Annotated in this window: 19 protein-coding genes; 14 read left to right on the top strand and 5 right to left on the bottom strand. The window is 51.3% G+C overall.

The features are described from left to right. Positions 1-15: 15 nt before the first annotated feature. From TALK_RS11900 to TALK_RS11915, 4 genes are all read left to right on the top strand, one after another. Entirely contained in the window at positions 16-1092 is a 1077-nt protein-coding gene (locus tag TALK_RS11900) for an MvdC/MvdD family ATP grasp protein (protein WP_139833808.1), read from the top strand. After that, entirely contained in the window at positions 1082-2125 is a 1044-nt protein-coding gene (locus TALK_RS11905; protein ID WP_085619121.1) for a cupin-like domain-containing protein, read from the top strand. Before TALK_RS11900 ends, TALK_RS11905 begins: the two co-directional genes overlap by 11 nt. A gap of 161 nt (positions 2126-2286) precedes the next feature. Continuing rightward, positions 2287-3114 (top strand): capsular polysaccharide export protein, LipB/KpsS family, encoded by an 828-nt coding sequence (locus TALK_RS11910; RefSeq protein ID WP_169715012.1) that lies wholly within the window; start codon positions 2287-2289, stop codon positions 3112-3114. Positions 3115-3472: 358 nt separating this feature from the next. Continuing rightward, positions 3473-4363 carry an SMP-30/gluconolactonase/LRE family protein gene (locus tag TALK_RS11915; RefSeq protein ID WP_085619125.1) on the top strand — a complete coding sequence of 297 codons (891 nt, stop codon included), beginning with the start codon at positions 3473-3475 and terminating at the stop codon, positions 4361-4363. Positions 4364-4393: 30 nt separating this feature from the next. Here TALK_RS11915 and TALK_RS11920 read toward each other — a convergent pair whose 3' ends face one another. After that, positions 4394-5605, bottom strand: coding sequence for an ROK family transcriptional regulator (locus TALK_RS11920; protein WP_169715013.1), 1212 nt, complete (start codon positions 5603-5605; stop codon positions 4394-4396). 126 nt (positions 5606-5731) lie between these two features. Between TALK_RS11920 and TALK_RS11925 the strand changes: the two genes are divergently transcribed. The 7 genes from TALK_RS11925 (at position 5732) to TALK_RS11955 (ending at position 17685) form a co-directional block, all read left to right on the top strand. Next, positions 5732-6970, top strand: coding sequence for an extracellular solute-binding protein (locus TALK_RS11925; RefSeq protein ID WP_085619129.1), 1239 nt, complete (start codon positions 5732-5734; stop codon positions 6968-6970). Positions 6971-7102: 132 nt separating this feature from the next. Next, entirely contained in the window at positions 7103-7903 is an 801-nt protein-coding gene (locus TALK_RS11930; protein WP_211274809.1) for a carbohydrate ABC transporter permease, read from the top strand. Between the two features lies 1 nt (position 7904). Further along, on the top strand, positions 7905-8753 hold the full coding sequence (locus tag TALK_RS11935) for a carbohydrate ABC transporter permease (RefSeq protein ID WP_085619131.1): 849 nt from the start codon (positions 7905-7907) through the stop codon (positions 8751-8753). A 5-nt stretch (positions 8754-8758) separates the two neighbouring features. Beyond that, positions 8759-9808, top strand: a complete 1050-nt coding sequence (locus TALK_RS11940) for a carbohydrate kinase family protein (RefSeq protein ID WP_169715015.1) — start codon at positions 8759-8761, stop codon at positions 9806-9808. Between the two features lies 1 nt (position 9809). Then, entirely contained in the window at positions 9810-10898 is a 1089-nt protein-coding gene (locus TALK_RS11945) for an ABC transporter ATP-binding protein (RefSeq protein WP_085619135.1), read from the top strand. Between the two features lie 116 nt (positions 10899-11014). Further along, entirely contained in the window at positions 11015-12580 is a 1566-nt protein-coding gene (locus TALK_RS11950; RefSeq protein ID WP_245829852.1) for a YbaY family lipoprotein, read from the top strand. A gap of 245 nt (positions 12581-12825) precedes the next feature. Continuing rightward, entirely contained in the window at positions 12826-17685 is a 4860-nt protein-coding gene (locus TALK_RS11955) for a VCBS domain-containing protein (protein WP_085619139.1), read from the top strand. 69 nt (positions 17686-17754) lie between these two features. On the opposite strand, the gene TALK_RS11960 is transcribed toward TALK_RS11955, so the two are convergent. Then, positions 17755-18261, bottom strand: a complete 507-nt coding sequence (locus TALK_RS11960; RefSeq protein WP_085619140.1) for a GNAT family N-acetyltransferase — start codon at positions 18259-18261, stop codon at positions 17755-17757. A gap of 11 nt (positions 18262-18272) precedes the next feature. Further along, positions 18273-19406, bottom strand: a complete 1134-nt coding sequence (locus TALK_RS11965) for a type III PLP-dependent enzyme (RefSeq protein ID WP_085619142.1) — start codon at positions 19404-19406, stop codon at positions 18273-18275. A 597-nt stretch (positions 19407-20003) separates the two neighbouring features. Here TALK_RS11965 and TALK_RS11970 point away from each other — a divergent pair. Next, positions 20004-20420, top strand: a complete 417-nt coding sequence (locus tag TALK_RS11970; RefSeq protein ID WP_085619144.1) for a DUF3830 family protein — start codon at positions 20004-20006, stop codon at positions 20418-20420. Positions 20421-20483: 63 nt separating this feature from the next. Here TALK_RS11970 and TALK_RS11975 read toward each other — a convergent pair whose 3' ends face one another. Then, on the bottom strand, positions 20484-22094 hold the full coding sequence (locus TALK_RS11975; RefSeq protein WP_139833809.1) for a hypothetical protein: 1611 nt from the start codon (positions 22092-22094) through the stop codon (positions 20484-20486). A 261-nt stretch (positions 22095-22355) separates the two neighbouring features. Between TALK_RS11975 and TALK_RS11980 the strand changes: the two genes are divergently transcribed. Beyond that, positions 22356-22949 (top strand): DedA family protein, encoded by a 594-nt coding sequence (locus TALK_RS11980; RefSeq protein WP_085619148.1) that lies wholly within the window; start codon positions 22356-22358, stop codon positions 22947-22949. Positions 22950-23035: 86 nt separating this feature from the next. Here the strand turns inward: TALK_RS11980 and TALK_RS11985 are convergent, their stop codons facing one another. After that, positions 23036-24682 carry a U32 family peptidase C-terminal domain-containing protein gene (locus tag TALK_RS11985; protein WP_085619150.1) on the bottom strand — a complete coding sequence of 549 codons (1647 nt, stop codon included), beginning with the start codon at positions 24680-24682 and terminating at the stop codon, positions 23036-23038. Between the two features lie 278 nt (positions 24683-24960). On the opposite strand from TALK_RS11985, the gene TALK_RS11990 reads away from it, so the two are divergent. Continuing rightward, the gene (locus TALK_RS11990) at positions 24961-25440 is read left to right on the top strand and encodes a MarR family winged helix-turn-helix transcriptional regulator (protein WP_139833810.1); all 480 of its coding nucleotides are present in this window, start codon (positions 24961-24963) and stop codon (positions 25438-25440) included. The last annotated feature ends 5 nt before the right edge of the window (positions 25441-25445 follow it).

Raw genomic sequence — 25445 nt, forward strand, 5'->3', positions numbered from 1 at the left:
AGGGGGTTAAGCGAGATGACGATCCTGACTGTAACGCATGTCGAAGACTCGTGGACGGCGAAGGCCGTCCACGAGGCTCTGCTCCGAGAGGGGGCAGAGGTTCTTAGCTATGAAGTAGACAGAATTCCCGCGAAATTTCGTATGTCAGTCGGGAATGATTCGAGTGGTTGTGTATCCCACATTGAAATCGATGGACGAATTGTGCATGCGGACGAAATTACGGCTGTATGGCACAGACGCCGCAATAATGCCGCACCGGTTACATCCGTGGATCTTCCCGACGATATGATCCAGGGTATTCTGCGCGAGAGTGCTGCCTCGTTTGATACTGCAATCAGCCTGTTGCCCTGCTTTCATCTGGATGATCCGGCGGCTGTGGAGAGGGCGCGCAACCGGCCATTCCAGCTTGCTGTTGCCGCGGAGCTTGGTATCGATGTTCCTCGTACCCTGACTACGAATAATCCGGTTGAAGCAAGAGAGTTCATCAAATCTTGTGATGGTCGCGTCGTGGCCAAAATGCTGTCTTCATTCGGTGTTCGCGGTGAGGATAACCGCGAGAAAGTTGTCATGACCAACCGTATTGAGGCAGAGCATCTAAATCAGATCGAAAGCCTGTCCATATGTCCGATGACCTTTCAGGAGGATATCCCAAAAGCCCTGGAGCTTCGTATTACCGTTGTGGGATACGAGGTCTTTTGTGCGGCTGTGGATTCCGGGCTTTTGGCGCATGGGCAAACGGATTGGCGACGCGCACATGACGAGCTTTATCGGCATTGGCAACCCTATGATCTTCCGAAGCAATTACGAGATAACATTCTGCGACTTCTTGATCGGTTGCAGATGAACTATGGCGCAATTGACGTGATCCTTACGCCAGAGGGGAGATACGTATTTTTGGAAGTGAACCCGGTCGGGCAGTTCGGTTGGGTGCAAACATCTACACATATGCCGATTTCAAATGCGATTGCGGGTGTGTTGTCGGGGCGGTTGCCACGACGGGTTGACATCTTCCCTGCCAATTTTCGTACATTTTCAGGTGTTGGTTCTGCGGCTTTGATTGGGGCCAATCAGGAGGTAAGTGATGTCGGTTAGCGAAGATACAAACGGTCTGTGGTTTGAGCATGGTCAGTTGGTTCCGCGCATGTCGAAGCTTGCTGCAACTGATATTGATGAATTGCTGGGTGGGGGCATCGGTGATTGTGGCACGCCCTTTATTGTAACCGATGCGACACAGGATTGGTCTTGCAAAGATTGGACGTTCGACTGGTTGAAAGAAACTTACGGCCACATCGCTGTTGAAACGGCGGCTTCTTTTGAATCGCCGGTCCGGATGACCGGGCGTCTTGGAGATTACATCGATTATATCACCGATGAGCGCGACCCTGCTGGACGTGTGCCCCATGGATTTGACTATGTGGACCCGGAGACGGGGGATCCTGTTGATCATTCCGCGGCAGTACCAGACGGGCCGCAATATTTGGTGTCATGGGATTTGGAAGAGATTTCCAGTATCGCTGACCATTTCCATCAGCCTTATTTTATGCGGAGCAGAAATCTGCTTGACCGGTTGATGCCGGAAACCAAGCGTGGTCTTTTCAATAAACATACATTTGCATTTATCGGGCCGAAAGGATCGCTGTCGCAGCTTCATAACGATCACGATCACACCCATTCTTATCTTTCGCAGGTTATTGGCCGGAAAAAGCTGGTGTTGTTTTCACCTGCTGAAGCGCATCTGGTCGCAAAGGTAGACCGGTTCGGATTTACAATAGGTGGCTCCGGTGTCGATCCAAGAAAGCCGGACCTTAAGCGATTTCCACGCCTTATGGATGCCCATCCATTTGAATGTGTCTTGGAGCCGGGGGATCTGTTGTTTTTGCCATCTGGCTGGCTTCATTGTGCTTATGGGCTTACTGCTGGCGTTAGCGTTGCCAAGGACAGTGTGGATCATTTGAATTTCGGAAAATGGTTTCAGTCAATGGCGGTTACCAATTTGCCGAAGCTGGCATCGCGCATTGTTCAGCATCCGAGCTTTCAGGCGGAAGCGGTTATTCCAGACTGGGCGGCACAATCTCGAACAGATCCATCTATCCTGTCATTTCTGACACGGCATTACCAAGCATGACGCAGAAACCGATTGCTTGTGTGCGCAACCTTAAGCGCAAAAAAAAGGATCATTTGTGCCTAAGCTTTGAAAGGCTTTTGTTCAGTTCTCTCGAAAAACTTGGCTACGAAGTCCGTGAGCAATCCTGGTCGCCTTTAAGCCCGGCGCCTTGGGAACACGACATGCGCCCGATGCCGGGTGGGTCAAAGATTCTTTATGAGCATTTATCGCGCAATCAAACCCGGGATGGTGATGTCTTCTATATGGAGATGTACATCAATGGGACATTTACGCTTGATCATGAAGGTTGGGGGCCACTTCAAGCCAGTTTAAGCGATCTGGAAGACGAAACGGCCAAAGTCGACCGTGTTGTTGCTGCGGCTTATTGCAGGGGCCTTAGTAAGATGTGGTTAGACAGCGGGGTTTCGAAATTTTCCCAGCCGCGCCCCGGAAAAATCGCAGCCCCTAAGGGGTATTTGTTTGTTCCAATGCAATTAAACCCCGATGACGCCATTCAGTGCCACTCTGACATCGGTGTTCTGGATTTTCTGAACAAGGTTGCGAAATGGGCAGTCAATAGGGGCGTGCCGATCGTTTTGAAGGCTCATCCCTATGAGGATGACCCGGCGGTATTGGCGGCAATAGAAAGTTGGACCAGCAGGCCCAATGTTTATGAGGCCAAGGAAAATGTGCATAGCCTCATTGAACAATCTGCTGGCGTCATCACCATCAATTCGGGATGCGGTTTCGAGGCGCTTGTTCATGGTAAGCCGGTCGTTACGTTTGGGCGAAGTGACTATGACACGTTCACATTTCGCGCAAATGGCGCAAATCTGGACGATGTGCTGCTTTATATTAATAGCTATGCCCAAGATGCCAGATCGCGCGCATATGTTTGGGTTTATTATTACCTGACAAGGCATGTTATTGATGTTCGCCAATCCGATTTGGCGCTGATCAGTTCTCGCCTGGTATCTCGTTTGGACAGGTTGCTTACGATGCGTGTGTGATAACTGATCCCCGGTTATCTGACATCGTCAACCGGCAGGTTTCGAGTAATGTCTGCATTTATTCAAGCACTGAAATTCAAAAATACAACGAAGCAGAAGAGTGGTTTTGAGTGATTTTGTTTTCAGGCATTTCTGCGCGAAAATCCCGAATTCCTGTTTGAAATACTGGGCATTGCGCTCAGGGGACAAATGCAGCCTATTTAATCATCATACAAAATGACTTTTCAGTTTTATCCTTTCGCGATAGCAATAGACATAACGATTTCCCCGCACTCGGTTGTGACTTTGTTGCCCGCCGGTTTGCATTAAAGGGATAGGTCAAAACGGGGCGAACCCGCCAGAATATCAGGGAGATACTATGTCTAAAGTCAAAACAGTCCTGCCGAATTTACGCTGTACTCTTGGCGAGGGGCCGCATTGGGATGCCAAGGATGGCGTTCTGTACTGGGTTGATATTGTCGGGAAAACCGCCTTTGCCCTGCGCCCCGGCGATGGTGGATCGCGGAGCTGGACCTTTGATCAGCCGGTTTCAGCGATTGTGCCGCGTGTTGGCGGTGGTCTTTTGGTCGCCTTGGCCGACGGGTTGGCATTTTTGGATGCTGAAAGCGGGCAGACAACCCCGTTTGTTGCGCCCGATGCCGATCACCCCGGCAACCGGTCGAACGAGGCGCGCGTTGACCCGATGGGGCGGTTCTGGCATGGCACGATGGAAAATAACATCGGTCCGAACGGCGAGGACCTGCCGGTGACGGTTTCAACCGGCACCTTAAACCGGGTTGCCGCCAATGGTGATAGCAAACGGTTTGGTGCTGATATTGGTATTTCAAATACGCTGTTGTGGTCAGCCGATGGCACCAAGATGTTTTTTGGCGACACGATCAAAAACACATTGGATGTCTATGATTTCGATATGGCGACAGGCACGCCATCCAATCCCAAACCATTTTTTGGCCCCCATGATCGGGGCAATATGGATGGGTCGGCGATGGATGCGGATGGTTATATCTGGAACGCGCGCTGGGGCGGTAATTGTTTGATCCGGTTTGCGCCTGATGGCTCGGTTGATCGTATCGTTGAGTTACCGGTCTCCCAGCCAACCAGTTGTGTGTTTGGCGGATTGAACCTGAAAACGCTTTATATTACCTCGGCCGCGGTTGGGCTGGAAGGCAATGGCAACGCGCTTGAGGGGGCGTTGCTGTCGATTGAGACCGATGTTGCCGGGCAGGAATGTACCCGATTTGCCGGTTGAACGTGCCTGGGCTTGCCGGGGTGCTTTGCCTTATGCGTTGTCCCTGACTTTTAGCATGTTCTGAAAGTCGGGGATCATTTCCTGATAGATTGGAAGGGCGGCGGCACCGCGTGCAGCCGAATAGGTGTTGCCGTCACTGATAAGGATCGGAAGGGTGTCACCTGTTGGTGTCGGGCCACTGGTGTTTTGCAGGCGGATGACTTCTTTCCACAAGGCGCGCAGGATGGGGTCAGGCAATAATCCGCCAAGAATCACGGCCTGCGGGTTCAACATGCTTGAGATAATCTGAAGCGTGGTGTTCAGATGCGGGGCGGCCTGATTAATCCAGTTGCGCACGGGGCCGTCATCGGGCGACAGGGCGGCAATATGGGTCAGGCTTTGATCATTGATCAGATCATCGCGATGGGCGGCATCGAATTCTTCGTAAAGGGCGAGTAACGAGACATAGCGTTCAAGGCATCCCTTGCGTCCGCAATCACACGGGCGGCCATTGGCCTCGATCGGGATATGGCCGATTTCACCTGCCCCACCTTTGGCGCCATGAATGATCCGGCCATCAAGGAACAGGCCCGCACCAAGGCCGTGACCGATAAAGATATAGACGAAATTATCCAGTTCACGCGCGGTGCCGTAAAGTTTTTCGGAAACGGCGGCGGCATCGGCATCGTTTTCAACAAATACCGGGCATCCTGCCTTTTCGCTCATGATGCCGGCCAGATCGAAACCTTCCCATCCCGGCGCGATGCCGGTTGGTCCGGCAATGCCGACCGGGCCGGGCATGGCAACGCCGATCCCGATATTGCGCGCCGGATCAAGTTGTGACTTTGCAATAATATCGTGGCTGGCGGCGACCAAAAGATCGACGGCCTGCATCGGGTCGGGATGATTGACCGGGCGGCTGAGTTGGCAGCGTTCTTCGCCCATCAGATCGACCAGAACCGCATCGATTTGCGTGCCGGTTAACTGAAACCCGATGGCATAGCCGCCGTCCGGATTAAGCCGATAGGGGCGGGCCGGTTGGCCGCGCTTTTGGCGCACCGGTTCGCCCGCAAGCAAAAGACCGGCTTCTTCAAGTTCGCCGACCAGATTTGAAATGGTTTGGGCGGAAAGATTTGTCAGGCGGGTGATATCGGCCCGCGACAGGCCATCATGGCGGCGAACCGCATCCAAAATGGCGCGGCGATTATGGTTTTTGGCGTGCAAAAGGTTGGTGCCTGTCACGCTGGTAGATTGTTTTTTCATCTTCGCCATTGCCCTCCCCATTCTTATATATTATTAATTACATCAAATTGAATTAATAATAAAGCCTGTGTTCAAACAGGTTGTCATTGGATCAATTCGTATCTCATTCATCAGGGAGATAAATACATGAAGATCAAGAATATCCTAAAAGGGGCTGTTTTCGGCGTCTTTGCCGTTTCCGGTGCCGCACATGCCGAAGTTACGCTGAATGCATTGTTTATGGCGCAGGCAGCCTATAGCGAAGATGACATTCGCAACATGACCGAGGATTTCAAATCGGCCAATCCGGGTGTTAATGTGAATGTCGAACTGGTGCCTTACGAGGCCCTGCATGACAAGATCGTCCTGTCGCAAAGTGCCAATGGCTATGACGTTGTGTTGTATGACGTGATCTGGCCCGCTGAATTTGCGCAGTATCAGTTGCTTGAAAACGTGACGGACCGCGTTGATGCTGATACCCGCAAGGGCATTCTGGACGGAGCATGGACCACGGTGGAATATGATGGCAGCCTGTATGGTATGCCATGGATCGCCGATACCAAGTTCCTGTTCTATAACAAGGAAATGCTGAAAAAGGCCGGTTTTGATACTCCGCCAGCCACATGGGCTGAACTGGAAAGTCAGGCCAAGGCGATCAAGGACAAGGGGATTGTTGATTATCCGCTGGTTTGGTCCTGGTCACAGTCTGAAGCCGCGATTTGCGATTACACCACCATCCTTTCGGGTATGGGCGGTCAGTTTCTTGATGCTGATGGCAAACCGGCATTCAATACCGGTGGTGGCCTGAAGGCACTTGAATATATGGTTGATACGATTGATGACGGTCTGACCAACCCGAACTCACGCGAATATCTTGAAGAAGATGTTCGTCGGGTGTTTTCAAGCGGACAGGCGGCTTTTGCGCTGAACTGGGGATATATGTACAACCTTGCCAATGACCCGGCCGAAAGCCAGGTTGCCGGTCATGTTGGCATTGCCCCGGCACCGGGAACCGCCGGAATTTCGACAGCATCGGCCGTGAACGGTTCGATGGGCCTTGGTATTCCGACCAAAAGTGAGCACAAGGAAGAAGCTTGGAAATATATCCAGTTCCTGACCTCGCAGAAGGTGCAGGACCAATATGCCAAGCTGAGCCTGCCGGTATGGGAAGCATCGTACAGCAATCCTGATGTGATCAAAGGGCAGGAGCCGTTTGTTGATGCGGCGAAAACCAGCCTTGCCGTGATGGCGCCGCGCCCGACCATGGCGGCCTATCAGGAAGCATCGTCGGTTTTGCAGGAAGCCCTTCAGAATGCGATGCTGGGGACGCAAACCCCGGCGGATGCCCTGAACGGTGCGGCCGAGGCGATTGGCGATATTCAGTAATCGTTTTTCGTATACATACGACTTCCAACCGGAGCCGAAACCACCGCTATGATTTCCCATCGTAAAACGGTGACGGCGTGGCTGCTGCTGACCCCGATGATTGTTATCATCCTCGGGGTCAGCGGATACCCGTTGATCAAAACAATTTATTTCAGCCTGACCGGTGCAAAATTGATTGCGCCCGATATGACCAGCATATGGGTCGGGTTTGACAATTACATTCGCGCATTATCGTCGTCGAAATTCCGCGAAGCCATTTGGCACACGACCTATTTTGCCGTGATTTCCGTCGGTGTGGAAATGGTGATTGGTGTGCTGGTAGCGTTGCTTTTGAACGAGGCTTTTAAAGGCCGGACATTGTTGCGCGCGATGCTGATTTTACCGCTGGCATTACCGACTGTTGTCAATGCCATGATGTGGCGGTTGATCTATAACCCGGATTTCGGGGCGCTGAATGCGTTGCTTTTGCAATTTGGCATGCTTGATGCCTATCGTTCTTGGCTGGGCGATCCGGCATCGGCACTTGATATGGTTATTCTGGCCGACGTGTGGAAAAACTTTCCGCTGGTCGCGCTGATTGCCCTTGCTGCCCTGCAAACCGTTCCCAAGGATTTATATGAGGCCGCGACCCTTGATGGGGCAGGTGTGTGGAACCGGTTCTGGCGGATTACGCTTCCGGCGATTATGGGGCCGCTTAGTGTGGCGCTTGTGCTGCGCACGATCGAGGCATTTAAGGTGTTTGACATTATCTATGTCATGACCCGCGGTGGCCCGGCCAGCAGCACAAAAACTGTCAGTTTTTATGTCTATCAGGAAGCATTCGCCTATATGCGGGTCGGATCGGGGGCGTCCTATGCCCTGATTGTGGTGCTGATCAGTGCCAGCCTGATTGCCGGTTATATGTATCTGATCCGCAAGCAGGGGGAGGTTTAAAATGCAAGCATCCCGGAACAAGAAAATATGTGTCTATCTGGGGGCGGCTTTGCTGGCGCTGGTGATTGCCACACCTGTTTTGTGGCTGTTTATCATGAGCATCAGTTCATCAACCCATCTGACGACCTTGCCACTGCAATGGTGGCCCGACGAGCCGACGTTCGAGAATTACCGCAGCCTTTTGATCTATGCCGAGAATACCCCATCGCAAAGCTTCCTTTATGGGATCCGCAATAGCGTGATTATCGCGCTTGCGGCGACGGGGGTATCCATCGCCGCAGCCATTCCGGCGGCGTACAGCTTTTCACGTCTGCCCGGAAAGCGTCGCAAGAACCTGCTTTATGCCGTGATCGCGATCTTTATGTTGCCGCCCGTGGCGATTGTTTTGCCGATGTATACGATCATGAATGCGCTGGGGCTGCTCAATACCCATTTCGCGCTGATCATTGTGTATTGTTCGATCCTGTTGCCGTTTACGACATGGCTGTTGAAAAGCAATTTCGACACCATCCCAAGCGATCTTGACGAAGCGCCGATTATTGACGGGGCCAATCGGGTTCAGGCGATTTGGTATGTGATCCTGCCGATTGCGCGCCCGGCATTGGGCGCGGCGGTGATGATGGCAGTTTTGCTGGCCTGGGATGAGTTTTTCTATGGTCTGCTGTTCACCAACGATATCCGTGCCAAGACAATCACGGTGGCGATTGCCGATCTGGCGGCGGGGCGTGTGGCTGATTATGGCCTGATTTCAGCGGCTGGAATTCTGGCCGCCGTGCCACCGGTTGTTCTGGCGTTTTTCATGCAGAAAACCCTGGTTTCCGGTTTGGCCAGCGGCAGTGTTAAGGGATGAATAGCATGCGTAATTCTATCACCGGCATGCGCCCCGATCCGAAACGCGAAATCATTTCGATTGGCACGATCAATGTTGATCAGTTGCTGGGCCCGATTGACGATTGGCCCGATCGTGGCACCGAAACGGTTTATCCGCAGTACGAAATGCGGGTTGGCGGCGGCGGCGGCATTTTCGGGGCGGCCTTGATGGCACTTGGTGCCAATCAGCGCATGGTGGTCAATATTGGTCGCGATGAAATGGGCGATTGGCTTAAATCCCAGTTTGGGCCGCTTGCCGAACATTGGCATCAAAGCGACACCGTGACATCGGTCACCATTGGCCTGACGCATTCCGACAAGGAACGGACCTTTTTGTCGAACGAAGGGCATAGTGCTTTGTTTGACGCCGATATGGTGCGCAAAATGTTGTCGCATGCGGAACTTGACGGTTCGATTGCGCTTTTGGTTGGTAATTTCCTGATGCCCCGGCTGGTGCCCGATTGCACCGATTTGCTGGGCGAATTGCGTGATGCGGGGGCGATTGTCGCCCTTGATACGGCATGGCCGACCGGGGGCTGGACCGATGCGGTTCAGGATCATGTCCTTGGCTGGTTGCCGATGGTTGATATCTTATTGATCAACGATGCCGAGGCCGCAGGGTTGCTGGGCATTGACGGTGAAACCTTTACCACCAATGTTGATTTTCATATTGCGCAAATTGCCAAAAAGCTCGCACCCGGCGCGATTGTGGTCGTCAAGCGCGGGCGTCACGGGGCGTCGGCCTGTATGGGCGATGATATCGTTAGTGCGGCGGTATCTGGCGCGGTCGATGTGGTCGATACTGTGGGGGCCGGTGATTGCTTTAATGCCGGGTTCCTTTTGGCGTTTCAACGTGGTGCCGGGCTTGGTGATTGCCTGCGCGCCGGGATCGAGGTGGCGGGTAAAACCATCGCCAGCCATCCGCGCCATTATCCCGGACTTGGCGATTTATGCGCGCCAATAAGCGCCTTGCTGGATCCGGAAAATCAATCAAAAACAGATTTCATGACTTTCGATCAAGTGGAGAACGGCTGAGATGGCGTCGGTATCATTATCAAATGTCACCAAGACTTTTGGGACGGCAAACATCATCAAGGGCGTCGACCTTTCGGTCGGGGATGGGGAGCTTGTGGTTTTCGTTGGCCCGTCGGGCTGTGGTAAATCGACCCTGTTGCGCATGATTTCCGGGCTGGAGGAAATATCGGGCGGTGAAATTCATCTGGGGGATCGCCGCGTTGATCATTTGCCCGCATCGGACCGCGATATTGCCATGGTGTTTCAATCCTATGCGCTTTATCCGCATATGACGGTCGCGGAAAATATTGGTTTCCCGCTTAAAATGGCGGGTAAATCCAAACGCGAGATTGCCGATAAAACCCGCGAGATCGGTGACGTTCTGCAATTGTTGCCGTTGTTTGACCGAACCCCAAAACAATTATCGGGTGGCCAGCGCCAGCGCGTTGCAATCGGCCGGGCCTTGGCGCGTGATCCGAAAATCATCCTGTTGGATGAACCGTTATCAAATCTTGATGCGGCGCTTCGGGTTGATATGCGTATGGAACTGGCGCGCTTGCACCGTGAACTTGGCGCAACAATGATTTATGTCACCCATGATCAGGTCGAAGCCATGACCATGGCCGACCGTATCGTGGTTTTGCGTGATGGCGTGGTTGAGCAGGTTGGATCACCGCTAGACCTTTATCGGCACCCGGTTAACCAGTTCGTTGCCGGGTTTATTGGATCACCAAAAATGAACTTTTGGTCGGCACGCAGTGATGCCGATGGTCGTTTGGTTCTGCCAGCGGGGATGGCTTTGTCATTGCCCGGCGCGCTTGATCCTGATCAGGCGGTGACGGTTGGTGTTCGTCCGGAACATTTTGTGTTGGCAACCGATGATGCTTCGGCGGTTCTTCGGGGCAATGTGCTTTCGGTTGAGCATCTGGGATCGGATACTTTTGTTCAGCTTGATTGCGGCTTTGGCGATCCGGGGCAGATTGATATCAATGTCCGACTTGCCGGGATTGTGCCGGTTCGTATCGGGGATGGGGTTAGCCTATCGGTTGCCGCGGTGGAAAACTGGCATCTTTTTGATGCGGATGGTGTTCGGTTGGATATATCGAAATAACATAACTTTAATCGGCAGTTCCGCCGCTTTTTGGCCTTGGTTTTCTTGTTGTTTGCGTTCACGATTGCGCAAAGGGGACAAAACCCAAAAAATAACACGAGCAAACTGAGGCTATAATGAAACTCTCTTCATGGATTTGGGGAAGGTTGCGGACGGTATTTGTGATCGGGGTTGTCGCCCTTGTCACGGGGTGTGCCGGACTGCAATCGGACCGGGACCGGGTGACCGGGACTGTTGTTTTTTACGAAAAGATCGCGCTGGCACCTGATAGTGCGAGCCTTGTCGTGCGACTTCTTGATGCATCAAGTGGTGATGCGCCGGGAACTGAAATTTCATCGATTACCAATCCGGCGGGCAATCCGCCGATGGTGTTCATCCTGCCCTATGACGCCAAGCGGATCGATCCAAGCCACCGTTACGTGATCGAGGCAAATATTGTCACCCAAAACGGTGATCTTTTGTTTCGCAATGATCAGACCTATCGCGTTTTAACCGATAATGCGCCCAATGATGTGCAGGTTTTGGTCCGGCGCGCCGGGCCGGGATCGGCGGCGGCAGCGCGCAATGGCGGTCATTCCGATGTTGCCCGCGATGTTGCCGCGATCACCACACAATTGCCTGATCTTCGGGTTCTTCCGGGCCGTTATAATGCCGGTGACAGCAAGGTCACGTTTAAAGCCTATGTCACGGGCGATGGCGAACCGGTTTATGTCGAAGAACACCGTGATTTGGGGAAATATGGCCAGTCCAACGTCAAATTCTATTATCGCAATGGCAAAATCCTGCACTTTGCCGAGGATGCCAACCGTATCAATTACAGCGGTGCGGTGGATGGCGAAGTTCTTGATTACGCCCTGAAGCTTGATTTTGCCATCGGTCGGTTTGCCGGTGGTACAAAAAACGTCAATGGCACGCCCGGAACCCCGAACGAACATGAAGTCAGCGGGGCGATGGCACAAAGCAAGGTTGCCCTGGCGCGGATCAGCGCGGCACTTGGCGAGGCGGCCTTGGCACCGGTTACCGGGCGCCAGACTTTTGTTTGCGATGATAAAAGCCGGTTTAACGCCACCTTCGAAGGCCGCAAGGGCGAGGCCGTGATCGAGTTCCTTGGCCGTGATCCACTGATCCTGCGCGTTCAGCGCACCGGGTCGGGATATGGTTATGCCAATGAAATGTATTCGATCCGCGGCAAGGGGCAGGACGCGACATGGACCGGGCCAGATGGTTCGACCAAATGTGCTGTTTCGGCCGAAATTACCGGTCTTGCGCTGGCACCGGGCAATTTCCCGGTTGTTGATGTTGATGATTTGCAAAAACCGGATAACCCGGAATGGACCCGCCAGATTACGGCCTTGATGCCGGCAATCAATGCTTGCCTTGCGGTATCAAGCAATGATCTGACATCCATTTTAAAAGCATGGCCGATGGACCACGGTATGGTCGGGATACGGACAATCAACGGCGATGGCAGTCGTTATGATTGTCTGGCACCGTCCGGCGGCCTTGGTGATGTGCATACCGAATTGGTCGATGCCACAACCAATCGCCTGCCCGACGAGGGGGCGGTGCGTTTCACCCCCGCCACCGGGGCCTATCCGGACGGCGAATGTTTCCGCCATCAGCGGGTTGAACATAACGGCATCTTCATTGGCTGGTTGTCGCATAATACCTGTAGTAGCTGATTTTTAAAGCAATCTGGAAAAGAGAGAGCCCCGCAGCAAATCGCTGTGGGGCTTTTGGTGTTTGAGGATTGCTGAAATTGTTGGGCTTACGTGATTGGATAGGAATGTTATGCAATTTTAAAGTGTGCCTGATGAAGAGGGTGTGATATTAAAAATAATAGTTTCATAGGGTTGCCGTGTTTTAGGGAAACTCTTTGTGTATTCACAACCGGATCCGTTGCTTTGGCATTTCAGGAGGAAATAGTATGAGCGTTCAGCAAAATGAAAACGTTACAGTGTCTTCTTTATGGGGCACCGGTAGCGACGTCGGCGCAATTAATGAACTTGCCGATGGTGTCCCTAGCGAGTCTCAAAAGAACCATGTGACAGCTGGGCTCATTAATTTTAGCGATGCAGATATTTCCAGGTCTCATAGCATTACTGTTGTCAGTCCTGTTTTGCCCTCTGGTTCATTCACATCTTTTGTAATGGATACAGCAACCGATGATGGAGAGGGGTTGGTGCTTTGGCAATACTCGGTCAATGATGGTGCCATTGATCACCTGGCAGAAGGAGAGAGTGTTACAGAGACTTTCACGCTGCTTCTTGTTGATGATCTGGGAGGCGAAACTTCCAAGGAAGTGACTGTAACAATTACTGGCAAGAATGACGGGCCGGAAATTGTTGTTGCCTCGCCGGGGGCTGTCATTACCGAACTTGAAAATGGTGAAGCCGGCGAAGATACCGTTAATCATGCAGCCAGTGGAACTGTTGAGTTTTCGGATTCGGATTTGTCCGATAGTCATTCAATTTCAGTAACGCCTCCATCCGGACCAAGAGGGGCGTTGACGGCAACGCTTAGCGCGTCTGCAACGGGCGTAGTTGAGTGGAACTATGTTGTTTCGGATGGTGCGCTTGATGATTTGGCCGAAGGTCAGATAATTGTCGAAAGCTTTATCTTGAACATAGATGACGGGCATGGGGGGATCGTATCGACAACCGTGAACGTAACCCTTACCGGGACCAATGACGCGCCGGTGATTATCGGGCAGACAGAGGCGATGTTTGACGAGGATCAACAAACTGCTGTCATTAATCTTCTGTCGAACGCATCGGATGCTGATGGTGATGTTTTAAGTATACAAAGTGCAACGGTCACCGTCGGTGATGGAAGGCAGTTGGCTTATTCTCTTGACCAAGTAACGGGCGAATTGGTTTTTGATCCGGCGCAATTCAATGATCTGGCGGAAGGCGAAAGTGTTACCATTGATATTGATTATGCTGTTTCTGATGGGGGGGCGTCGGTTGGGGCATCTGCAGTAGTTGTTGTGGAAGGTCGTAATGATGCGCCGTCTGCGGTTGCTGATGTTATGATCGTTACCGAGGATGTGACCACCGCACCGGTTACGGGTAACGTTCTTGCCAATGATGGCGATGTGGATGGCGATGCGCTGCAAGTTGTGTCTGTTGCGGGGGGTGTTTCTGAAGTTGGTCAAACGGTTTCGGGTATTTATGGCGCGATTGTTATTAATGCTGATGGTTCATATAGCTATCAACTGGATAATTCGCGAGAAGCCGTTCAGGGGCTGGCGGCAGGGCAGGCTGAAATCGACAGTTTCACTTACGAGATTAGTGACGGTAACGGTGGCACCGCGCAATCGACAATCAACATCACTGTAAACGGGACGAATGACGCGCCGGTCGTCTTGGGCGGTTTCATCTCAATGGGCGAAGCCGGTACCATTGATTATCTTCTTCATGGTACGGATGTTGATGGTGATGTGCTTAATTTTGAGCTGATCAATGGTCCGACCAATGGCAGTGTTATTGTAAATGCTGACGGTACTGCAAGCGTTACCGTAAATGGTGGCTATGTTGGTGAAGACAGCTTTACGTATCGTGTCACGGATACGCAGGGTGTTAGTCGCGAAGGCACTGTTGCTTTGGCAATTGGCAACGTCTTTGATGGTGCTCTCAAAGTAAATTATGCCGACGCAAATAATGATGGAAATCTTGACGCATTGCTCAGCGATGGCACTGGCCGGGTCTGGACCCGGTTGGGGGATGGCGGCGGCGGATTTGGTGTTGCTCAATATGTCGGGTACGGGACGGAATCTGACGTGTTAGGGCAAGATCTTGATGTGCATTATGCGGACGTAAATGGTGACGGTAATGTCGATGCGATATTTAATTCGGCAATAGGCGTACTTTGGAGCCGGTCAGGAAACGGGGACGATTCAGGTTCTTTTGAAGCCGGACAATCTTATGATTTTGGATCAATTCTAGGTCAGTTCTCCGAAGACCTTAGTGTCAGTTATCACGATATTAATCAGGATGGATACGCAGATGCCCTGATTAGCTCATCGGGTGGTAACTTATGGACGCGACTTGGCAATCAAGCAGGTGGTTTCGAAGATCTTCAGGCATTGGGCATAGGTAATTCATCTGTTTTAACAAATGTGTCCCCTACTTATGTGGGGTGGAAGCATGCTTATTCGCCTGAATCCGTTTCTGGTGCCGTTAGTTTGACTGTTGTCGCAACTGAAACGACAACTAGTAGGAAAGTTGGTTTTACCAGTTCGCCTAGGGCTGCAATGAGCGAGTATACAATAGATTACGGTATTTATCTGCATCAGAGTCAATCAAGGTTTACTGTTTTTACAAAGTCCACTCCAGGTGTTGGTTATCCAGTTAATGGACCTTCTGGGACATATCAGCCCGGAGACGTTTTCGGAGTTGAACGGCGAGATGATGGAGCTATTGCCTTCACCAAGAATGGCGAGGTTATTTACGTAAAGGCACTGAACTCACCTTTGGATATGCCGTTGTATGTTCAAGGTGGAATTTTACATCCGAACGGAACAATTGGTGAAGTAAACGTTACTGTAAACGGGGAAACGAATGTTGTTGATGACTGGATAACTCAGAAAGAAATCAACACCGGGATGATCGATGAGGGTATCACAACGAAATATGCGGATGTTAACGGTGATGGAAATGTTGATGCATTAATGAGTGCATCGGATGGTCGCATTTGGACAAGGCTTGGGGACGGGGAAGGAGACTTTGGTGCCCTTCAGGAAGCGGGCGATGGTTTGGTGTTGCCAGATGCTGAGATTGGTGCAGATGTTTCGGTATCGTATCATGACCTCAATGGTGACGGTTACGTCGATGCATTGCTAAGCGATGAGAATGGCAGGCTTAAGGTTCGGTTGGGCGATAGTGCAGGGTCATTTGGTGATATTGAACCTTTGCGTGGCCCTTTAACCAAAACATCGGGTATGAATGGCTGGGATGCGGTTGCTCATTCTTTCGAAAGTTTTGTTGGTAATGGTCGTTTAATATTGACTACCCCTTATGAGGGCGCACATAGGGTTATTGGATTGTCAAATGAGCCAGGTGCAGGCGCGGTAACTTATGCTTTCCATATTTGGAGTAATGGCCTGCTTGGGGTAGCAGAGAATGGTGAAGAGTTAGGGCGGTTCGGATCTCTCGGTGTTGCAGATGAATTGAGCATCGTTAAAGATGAGAACGGTGTCGTCAGTTATATTCAAAATGGTGAAGTGCTTTATACGAGCTCGGTCATTTCTCCTCCAACTGAAGCATTGTTTGCTGAAACGGTCATACATACGCCGGGGGGAACCACTGGCAACGTTTCAATTGGTGCTGATGGGGATGACGTAACCCAGGTTGGATGGATACCCACAACCAGCAATGTTGACATCGCGTCCTATGGCGAAGGCATCGAAACGAATTATGCCGATCTGAATGGTGATGGAATTGTTGATGCGATCTTAAATGATGCGGATGGACGTCTATGGACCCATCTTGGAAATAGTAATGGTGGATTTGATCCGATCAATGCTTTGGGGACAGGACTGCAAACCAGATTGAGCAAAATGTTCGATAGAACAGCATCGGGCGCAACTTTTGTTAGATGGAGTGTCGGCGCACATGCCTTTGAGCAGCTTGAAGGGGCGGGAAGTTTGTCTGTTGTCGCGACTGAGACAGATAAAGGGCGCTTGATTGGGTTCTCGACCGAGGTCAGTGAGCAGGAGTTTTTGAGTTATAGCTATGCCGTTTATCTTAGACCGGATGGTGTTGTGACTGTGTATGAAGATGGAGAGCAATACCTGTTTGGTTCTTATCATTCCGGAGAGGTGTTTGGGATAGAGCGTCGGGATGACGGCAGTGTTGTCTACACCCGAGATGGGATGGAATTCTATACGAGTACAACTCTTTCTGATTTGGCGGTCCCTCTTTTCGTTGAAAGTTCATTTGCGGAACTTGGTGGAACAATTGGGGATGTATTCCTGAACTCGGATAACTATTCGGATCAGCCTGTGAGCTGGATCGAAACTGATGAGCTTAATATCAATGCTGACATCACTTGGGCCATAGATCCCGATCTTGATGTCAATACGCTTGATGAAGGTTTTTCTCTCGACTTCTATGACGCGAACGGTGATGGCAACATTGATGCTTTGATTAGCGACAGTGAAGGCAGGATTTGGACGCGTTTTGGTGATGGACAAGGTGGGTTTGGTGCTGTTGATTATAGCCGCACGATCACGGGAGGAACGGGTGATGATGTACTTGAGGGCAATAAGGCCAGAGATACGTTAATTGGCGGAAATGGGAATGATGTCATTGCTGGTAACGAGAACGATGACAATCTATCGGGCGGTGCGGGTAATGACACTCTATCCGGGGGCGTTGGAAATGACGTTCTGACGGGCGGAAGTGGTGCCGATACATTCATGTTTGGCCTTGGCGACAGCATTGATCAAATTAATGATGCCGATAACAGCGATCAAATTTCACTCGGAACAGGCTTGGAAGAAGAAGATGTTTGGTTATTCCAGCAAGATGATGATCTTGTTATTCAGATGCTTGGATCACAGGATCGCTTGACCGTGGCGGATTGGTTTTCCGGGGGCGGTACGAACCATGTTGATCAGATCGAACTTGATTCTGGCGCCTATCTTGACGGAGGTAATGTTCAGGCATTGGTTGATGCCATGTCTGTGTTCGGAGTTGATGCTATCAGTATGGGCAGCATTAGTCATAACAGTGACTACGATAACGTGCAGGTTGTCATTGCGGCAAATTGGCAAAGTAGCTGACCCAAAGCACTTAAGCAGAAAAGCCCCGCAGCCAGTGCTGCGGGGCTTTTTCATCAAATTATGGTCGTATCAGTGTGCCAATTGGCCGGTTGCCGAAAGGATGCCGGTGGAACCCGAAAGGGCATCTTCGGGGCCAAGGTTGATGCCAAGGAACCGGTGGCGATCAAAATAGCCGGGCATGGCAAGGCCGTTGGCAGATGCGGCATGAAAGCCAAAACGCGCGTAGTAATCCGGATCGCCGACCAGCAGGACCGAACGGTGACCGGTTGATTGGGCCGCATTGAGTGCTGCATACATCAGACCCGCGCCAACGCCCGAGCCGTTATAGACCTTTTCAACCGCAAGCGGCCCCAGCAACAGCGCAGAACCGCTGTTACCGGCTTGGACATTCCACAGACGTACCGTACCGATCATGTGTTTGCCGTCGTGTGCGACAAACGCCAGACCGTCGGCCGGCAGGCGGCCGCGGCGCAAGGCTTCGGATGATTTGCCAAAGCGCGCCGGACCCATCACACGATCCAGAAGTTTTTCGCGTTCGACATGCGAAAAGCTGCTTTCGCGATCAATCACGATCATCTATGCGATCTCTAGATCACATAGGACGCCAACGGCGAGAACCCGTTGAACGCCACAGCGGAATAGGTGGTGGTATAGGCACCCGTTGCTTCGATCAGAACTTCGTCACCGATGGTCAGGGCAATCGGCAGATCATAGGGTTTCTTTTCGTACATCACATCGGCAGAATCACAGGTTGGCCCCGCCAGAACACAAGGCGCCACATCGCCGCCATCATGGATGGTTGTGATCGGGTAACGGATGGCTTCGTCCATGGTTTCGGCCAGACCGCCGAATTTACCAATGTCGAGGTAAACCCAGCGGATCGGATCATCGGCATGTTTGCGCGAAATCAAAACAACTTCGGCTTTGATCACGCCCGCATCACCGACCATGCCGCGGCCCGGTTCGATAATGGTTTCGGGCATGTGATTGCCAAAATGGGTGTGCAGCGAGTCAACAATTGCCGCGCCATAAGCATGGGTTTTTGGAACGTCACGCAGGTAACGGGTCGGAAAACCGCCGCCCATATTGACCATCGACAATTGGATGCCGCGATCCGCAAGGGTGTTGAAAATCGATGCGGCTTCGCCAAGTGCCTTGTCCCATGCATCAAGATTGCACTGCTGCGATCCAACATGGAACGACACGCCATAGGCATGCAGGCCAAGGTGATGGGCATGTTCAAGAACTTCGAGTGCCATGGACGGCGCGCAACCAAATTTGCGCGATAACGGCCATTCAGCGCCTTCACCGTCGGTCAGAATGCGGCAAAATACGCGTGCAGCCGGGGCAACACGGGCAATTTTTTCAACTTCTTCGACGCAATCCACCGCAAAAAGACGGATACCCAATTCATGGGCGCGCGCAATGTCGCGTTCTTTTTTAATGGTGTTGCCAAAGGAAATGCGATCCGGCGTTGCACCCGCGGCCATCGCCATTTCGATTTCAACGACAGATGCGGTGTCAAAGTTGCTGCCAAGATTGGCAAGCAGGCTTAGGACTTCCGGTGCCGGATTGGCTTTGACGGCGTAAAAAATACGGCTGTCTGGAAGGGCATGAGTAAAGGTTTCGTAGTTGCGCTGAACCACGTCAAGATCAACAACCAGGCACGGACCTTCTGGTCGGTTCTGGGCGAGGAAATCAATAATACGCTGCGTTGCCATTGGGGCGTTCTTCCCATTCCACGATATGGCAGCTTGCGGTACCTGATGCGTTTAGGCGCGGTGGAGGCGCTATACGCGGACTACCGACAGGCTGAAAAGCTCCGGTGCCTACCGGAACGTGCGAAGTCTGCCTCGCTGTGGATGGGGGTTCCCCGTCCGCACGTGGGCAATGATGGTGTGCCTCTTTAGCGTCGGTGGATTTGGACAACCACCTGAGACCAAAAAAGCCCTACACCGTCGTTGCTTTAAGTAAGTCCTACAGGGTTCTTTAAGCAGGACCACCACAGGCACGTGCGACTTTGGGCAAGTCCGCATTTACGCCTGTTGCACCTTTAATGCAAGTGAAATTTTCGGTCGTTTTTCATGAAACTAACCGCAGGATCGACGATTAAATTGTAATTATGGGCAAAAATGGCGCAAAAGGCCGGTTTTTTGAAGCGTTGGAATGTGAAGTGTCAGATTTTAACATGAGGCTTTGCAATTTGTGCATATCCCGTGACGGGCAATTGACCCGGCGCGCATGCCCATGTAGCCCTTAATTCAATTGATATCTGACGGGGGCACAACACGCATCGCGTCACTGATTTGGAAAGCATAATGACCAAAATTAAAATTACCGCCGGGCCGTTCAGCTTTGATGCTGTGCTGGAAATTGAAAAAGCGCCTAAAACCTGCAAGGCGTTCATGGATCGCATGCCGTTTGAAAGCAAGGCGGTGCATGTGCGTTGGAGTGGTGAGGGCGTCTGGATGCCGCTGGGCGATTATCAGTTTGGTGTCGATTATGAAAACCACACCAGCTATCCGGCACCGGGCCAAATCATTCTTTATCCCGGCGGGATCAGCGAAACCGAAATCCTTCTGGCCTATGGCGGGGTGCATTTTGCATCAAAAATGGGCCAGCTTGCGGGCAACCATTTCATTACGGTGACCAGCAATATTGATGACCTTGAAAAGCTTGGCAAGATGACGCTTTGGGAAGGCGCGCAGCCGATCCGGTTTGAGTTGGCACATTAAGTGAAGTGAATCATCAGTTTCAGGAAACTCTTAAGTGTGCAAAAGTGACCTTGCTAATTTTAATTAGGTGGCACCAGTCCTGCGGTGAGCAGGCATATCCGAAACGACAACTTGAGAAGTTGCGGGATCCCAGAAGTAATAAATCCTCAAACACCTCTCCGGGTCTCTTGTATCGCCTCCGTTCTTTACATGCCAATTGACTGTGCAAGTACGCCCTTGCCATTTAGTCTCATATCGATCACCTCCGCAATGCGCGTTCCGTATCCCGTCTTCAATTGGATGTTCTCTTAGGCTACCATCCCCGCCGTTAATATGACTGTCTCTGCAGTGAGATGCTAACCAAAGGAGGCATCTTGCTGCTTGCGAGGCATCTCTGAACTTGGGAGATCTTATGCCCCTGCGTGCAGATGGTGAAAGCACGAGACGACCGGTTAGGTTAGCGTCGACCCAATCGTTAAGCTCAGACCAATCGGAGGGCAGTTCTGTTTCGTCCTCTTGCGCAGCCCCTTTTTCTTGTAGTTTTTCTACAAGAAATTGAATTCTCTGGTTTGAGGCGATAAGAAGTCTCTCTGCATCTTCTGCTCGTGCTTCTGCTGCGGCGTGCTCTTTTGCAAAGTATTCTTGCGTTGCTATTTCTTCGTCGATATTTTTCTCAAGAGCAGCGATACGCTCATTTGCGGCAGATAGCTGTGCGCTGTCTGCCGCTCCATCCAACGCTAAACGTTCTTGTTTCGTTTTCAGACTAGCGTCTCGCAAGGTTGAAAACTTGAGAGGATCGTTACCGAGGCCTTTCTTCTTCAAACTCTCTGTCGCGGCAAAATTACGCAACCACTTTGAGCAATCAGTTATCCCGTCTTCTGTTCGAAGATGTTCTGCGAGGAAAAGTTTATGATCGAAAGGATCGGAGTTGATAGAAAACTTAGGCATGTATACACGGACCGCTCCCCCAAAAACGGAACGAGATTTTCCGACTATGTTAGTTAGTTTCCATGTATAGTTGGAGTGTAGTATTGCTGCTCGACCTATCCCCAATGTTGCCTTTGCTAATGCCTCAGAGTTTATGATTGTACGGTTGGCATCTGATGTTACATCTGGAACGGATAAAACAAATACAGGAAATGTTCTATTTTCATCGAAAAGCATTTCTACTAAATTGTTTAAGCTTGATTCAGAATCAATGACCCACGGTTTAGGCGACATTCGCCAACGGTCAATGAATAGCCCGCATTTATCGGAAATTTGTTGAGCTAAACCTGGTGTATGAGCTGTGATGTTCAGGTCCGGTTCTGCTGTGGAGACTAACAACCGAAGACTTAGCTTCGCAACCTCCCCATTTTTCGCACCAACAATTGCCTCGGTCGTCCATGTTCTGCCTGCGATATTTTTGTCAGGGTCGTCGGCTCTGATACCCCAAATGTCTGATGACTCTCCTTCAATTCGGACTCCAACACTTGTTCTACCTCCCGTGAAGTATTCGAAGCTTTCAAAGTTCCAAGCTGAAACAGGTAACTCGCCTCCGCATCGCCGCTCAGTCCAGCGGAGAACTTCCTTTCGCGCAATATCTACAGTTGTTTCATTTGGTGCGTCACCAATTGTGGCTGAGAATCTGAGTACCTCATGTTCCTTAATCGACCTTGTTGAGTTGATTATAGTTTTGTTAAGGACATCTTCCAACAATACGTTACCCCGCTGAATTCCCTAATAGGATGCGATTTTTGAGTGATTTACTATTATAAATTATTTTGAGATTGTATGTTTCAAGCCATTCGTATTCAAGGCTGCTGTTAAGCGTTGTTTAATCACAATAACTTGTTCCGATGATTAGTTGGTTTTCTCTAGGATGAAAGGAGCGGAGTGTGAAGCCGCACACTCGCCTATATGACCTGACTGATCTAGAAGCCTTCAAACCTTTTGTCCAAGCAGGCGAGATTTGAAGTGTTCGAGACGATCAATCTTTGGATTCATGATCATCAGCAACTGGTCTATACGCTGATCTTTACCTATTGCGTCAGCAAGAGCAGTTTTCTGCCGATCTTTGTCGGTATTTTTGTTGTGATGGAAAGTCTGTTGCTGGTGCCGTCGCTGACCGCGATGGTGGCGGGAGGATTTGTTGGCGATATGGTGCGGTTTTTCATCGGGCGGCGGTATGGTGATACAATTGTTGGCAAGTTGCCGGATGCTGTTGGCATCATGATTGGCAAGACGATGCGCCTGTTTGAGCATTATGGTGTGGCTTATATCATGCTCTGCCGCTATCCGAATTCGATCCGGTCGATCGGGGTGTTTCCGGTCGGTATGAGCAGCATGGGTTTGGGCCGTTTTTTGGTGTTAAGCGTTGTCTCTATGCTGGCATGGATCGGAATTTATTTCATGTTTGGCTATAGCTTTGGTGCGGGTATGGTCGAGTTGCTTGAATATAATCTGGCGCTGGCGGGGATGGCGATGTTGGTGGTATTTGTTGCGGTGGGCTGGTTGGCGCTTCGCCGGATTGACCGGCTGCAAGCCCGGGCGATGAAGGTGGCCGATTAAGCATTCATTGTGCGGATTAATCCGGGCAAAATAAAACGGCAGCATTTGAAATGCTGCCGTTTTATTTTGGATCAGAGTTGTTGCGACTATTCCGCAGCAATCGTCTTGCCGTCGCTTTCAAGCATCTCGCCCTGTTTGCGCTTGGCAAGGATTTCGCGGGCTTTGGCGTAGCTTTCGTCGTGCCAGAAGATCAGGCAGCCATTGCAACCCCGGCCACAACAGCCCTTGGTGCCGACACGCGGGGTGCGGAAGGTGCGTTCTTTTTGGCGATCATCAAGGGCGGTTTGAAGCGCTTCGCGTTTGACGTCGTAACGTTCTTCGTTGCCTTTGCCCATTTCGATCCGATGCGCTTCCTGATCGAGTTTCAGGCGTTGCCATTCGTCTTCGGACAGGGCTTTTTCCTTGCGCACGATGGTCATCGGCAGAATTTCGGTGCGCAGGAATTCCGGGTCTTCCTGTTCAAACAGGGAAAACGGAAGACGGATGCGCGGCTGGGTGTTGGCGTGGACCGCTTCGCCGATATTGCCGGTTTTGGCATCGATGAATTCATACATGCGGATGAAAACGGTCTGACGCGACCGTGGCGGGACGATTTCGATCACGTCACCGACCAACATGCGGTTTTTGACCGTCATGATAAACGCATCATCTTGAACTTCTTCGATGACCCCGGCAAATTCCCAATCAGCCACATTAACGTTGGTGTCATAGCCATGGGCATAATTGGTCAGGCGGCCGTCGTGGAAGGCAAGGGTATAGCCCCGGTTCGGAATGGTCGCCAGTTCCTTCATATAAGGTTCGGCTGACCAGTTTTCCGGGTCTTCGTACCAGTCATCAATCGCCATGCGATAGGCACGGGCAACCAGACCGGCGTAATACGGGCTTTTGCCGCGACCTTCGACCTTAAGGCTATCGACGCCGATTTTAAGGTAGTCTTCAAGTTTCGGCATGATGCAAAGATCACGTGAATTCAGGATGTATGAGCCACGTTCGTCTTCCTGAATTTCCATCAGTTCGCCCGGACGCATTTCTTCTTCGAGGAAGAAATCAAACATCTCGAGGTTTTCTTCGGTCAGGTGCAGTTCTTTGACCGTGCCGTCCTTAAGCTTCATGTGGACTTTATATTTCCAGCGGCACGAATTGGCACATGCTCCCTGGTTCGCACCACGTTCGGCCATGAAGTTCGACAACAGGCAACGACCCGAATAGGTCATGCACATCGACCCATGGACAAAGGCCTCGATCTTGATGTCTTGGCATTTGGCGCGAATTTCGGTCAGTTCCTCGTATGAAACCTCGCGGCCCAGTACGACAAGCTTTGCCCCGATGCTTTGCCAGAATTTGACGCTTTGCCAGGAACAGACATTGGCCTGGGTCGAGACATGCAGGTCAAGTTCGGGCGCATGTTCGCGGACGAACATGAACACGCCCGGATCAGCAACGATCAATCCATCGGGTTTGACCTTGCGCACCGTATCGACATATTCCGGCAGTTTGTCGATATCCTTGTTGTGCGAGAACAGGTTCAGCGTCAGATAAACGCGAACACCATTTTCATGCGCAAAACCGATGCCTTCGACAACATCATCAAGCGACATCTGGCTTTTAACCCGAAGCGACAGGTCAGGCGTGCCCATATAAACGGCGTCCGCACCATAGAGTACGGCCACTTTCAGCTTTTCGAGCGAGCCTGCGGGCATCAGTAATTCGGAACGGTGCGGTTGATCACTCATCACTTGCGGGTCTTCTTTTCGGGAAATGCGGGAAACTCTCTGCCTGATCCGACTTATATCAAAGTCAGTCGAGCTTTTGCGCGGTTCATAACACAAACGCGCATCTATTGCCGATCAAAATCGCATATTTCGGGGCAAAAGCAAAGCAGGCGATGGGGGCACCAGCCATTCATCGACTGCAGGGCGGAGCGAAAATATCTAACTTGTGGTCAAAATTAAAAATAGTATATATTGCTTATTATATACAAATCATCTTTAAAATTGACGGAGGCACAAAGGTGCCGTCTTTTCATGATCCCAAGCAGAATATCGGTTTTCTGATGAAGGATGTGACGCGTTTGATGCGTCGTAATTTCATGCGGCGCGCCCATGATTTTGGCCTGACTCAGGCGCAGATGCAGGCCTTGGCCTATCTTGCGCGGAACGAAGGCATTCGGCAGGTTACCCTTGCCGAGATGCTGGAAATTCAGCCCATAACGACGGCACGTCTGATCGACAAGCTGGAAGAGCAAGGTTTGGTTGAACGTCGTCCTGATCCAAGTGATCGGCGTGCTGTTCTGCTTTATCTGACGGAGCGGGCAGGCGCGCTGATTGATCGGATTTGGGTGCATGCCGCAAAGACACGTGAAGAAGCACTGGCAGGCCTGTCGCCGGAAACCCAAGAAATACTCGTCACCGCACTTGGCCAGATGTACGACAATCTGACACGCGCCGAACAGGCGCAAAGTCAGACGGAAACCGCATCGGCAGACAAATAACCCAA

Origin of the sequence: Thalassospira alkalitolerans, from assembly GCF_002115745.1 — a bacterium.
In the GTDB taxonomy this organism is placed as follows: domain Bacteria; phylum Pseudomonadota; class Alphaproteobacteria; order Rhodospirillales; family Thalassospiraceae; genus Thalassospira; species Thalassospira alkalitolerans.

Bases quoted from the DNA above. Each gene is read 5' to 3' on its own strand.
- TALK_RS11915 (WP_085619125.1), top strand. From the start codon at position 3,473: ATGTCTAAAGTCAAAACAGTCCTGCCGAATTTACGCTGTACTCTTGGC.
- TALK_RS11945 (WP_085619135.1), top strand. From the start codon at position 9,810: ATGGCGTCGGTATCATTATCAAATGTCACCAAGACTTTTGGGACGGCA.
- TALK_RS11900 (WP_139833808.1), top strand. From the start codon at position 16: ATGACGATCCTGACTGTAACGCATGTCGAAGACTCGTGGACGGCGAAG.
- TALK_RS11935 (WP_085619131.1), top strand. From the start codon at position 7,905: ATGCAAGCATCCCGGAACAAGAAAATATGTGTCTATCTGGGGGCGGCT.
- TALK_RS11905 (WP_085619121.1), top strand. From the start codon at position 1,082: ATGTCGGTTAGCGAAGATACAAACGGTCTGTGGTTTGAGCATGGTCAG.
- TALK_RS11920 (WP_169715013.1), bottom strand. From the start codon at position 5,605: ATGAAAAAACAATCTACCAGCGTGACAGGCACCAACCTTTTGCACGCC.
- TALK_RS11960 (WP_085619140.1), bottom strand. From the start codon at position 18,261: ATGATCGTGATTGATCGCGAAAGCAGCTTTTCGCATGTCGAACGCGAA.
- TALK_RS11970 (WP_085619144.1), top strand. From the start codon at position 20,004: ATGACCAAAATTAAAATTACCGCCGGGCCGTTCAGCTTTGATGCTGTG.
- TALK_RS11940 (WP_169715015.1), top strand. From the start codon at position 8,759: ATGCGTAATTCTATCACCGGCATGCGCCCCGATCCGAAACGCGAAATC.
- TALK_RS11955 (WP_085619139.1), top strand. From the start codon at position 12,826: ATGAGCGTTCAGCAAAATGAAAACGTTACAGTGTCTTCTTTATGGGGC.
- TALK_RS11910 (WP_169715012.1), top strand. From the start codon at position 2,287: ATGCGCCCGATGCCGGGTGGGTCAAAGATTCTTTATGAGCATTTATCG.
- TALK_RS11965 (WP_085619142.1), bottom strand. From the start codon at position 19,406: ATGGCAACGCAGCGTATTATTGATTTCCTCGCCCAGAACCGACCAGAA.
- TALK_RS11925 (WP_085619129.1), top strand. From the start codon at position 5,732: ATGAAGATCAAGAATATCCTAAAAGGGGCTGTTTTCGGCGTCTTTGCC.
- TALK_RS11950 (WP_245829852.1), top strand. From the start codon at position 11,015: ATGAAACTCTCTTCATGGATTTGGGGAAGGTTGCGGACGGTATTTGTG.
- TALK_RS11985 (WP_085619150.1), bottom strand. From the start codon at position 24,682: ATGAGTGATCAACCGCACCGTTCCGAATTACTGATGCCCGCAGGCTCG.